The 279-nt window shown below is 59.1% G+C and carries 1 protein-coding gene; it reads right to left on the minus strand.

The window, feature by feature from the left end:
• Nucleotides 1-279, minus strand: a 279-nt coding sequence (locus tag CH341_RS32420; RefSeq protein ID WP_146604762.1) for an ImmA/IrrE family metallo-endopeptidase, incomplete at both ends; no start/stop codon positions are given.

Genomic DNA, 279 nt, shown 5'->3' on the forward strand with positions numbered 1-279 from the left:
AACCTGGCTAAGGCGCACAAGCATCGCTGCGGCCGAGACGCCGTAGGTGCGCTTGAGCCGCATGATCTCGATCCAGGTCATGCCATGCCGATTCCGGCCAGCTTCCCCTTCCAAATGCTCACGCGGAATGAGGAACGCTCCCGCGAAGCGGTGCATAGAAGGTTCCTTTTTCAGCGCGGCATTGCCGGTGGCGATTATAATGCGGTGAGCGAGTTCATGGGCGAGGTTGAAGCGCTTGCGCTCGACATTGGTGTGCCGCGAGACGACAATCACTTCAGT

Source organism: Rhodoplanes roseus (assembly GCF_003258865.1).
Taxonomy (GTDB): Bacteria; Pseudomonadota; Alphaproteobacteria; order Rhizobiales; family Xanthobacteraceae; genus Rhodoplanes; species Rhodoplanes roseus.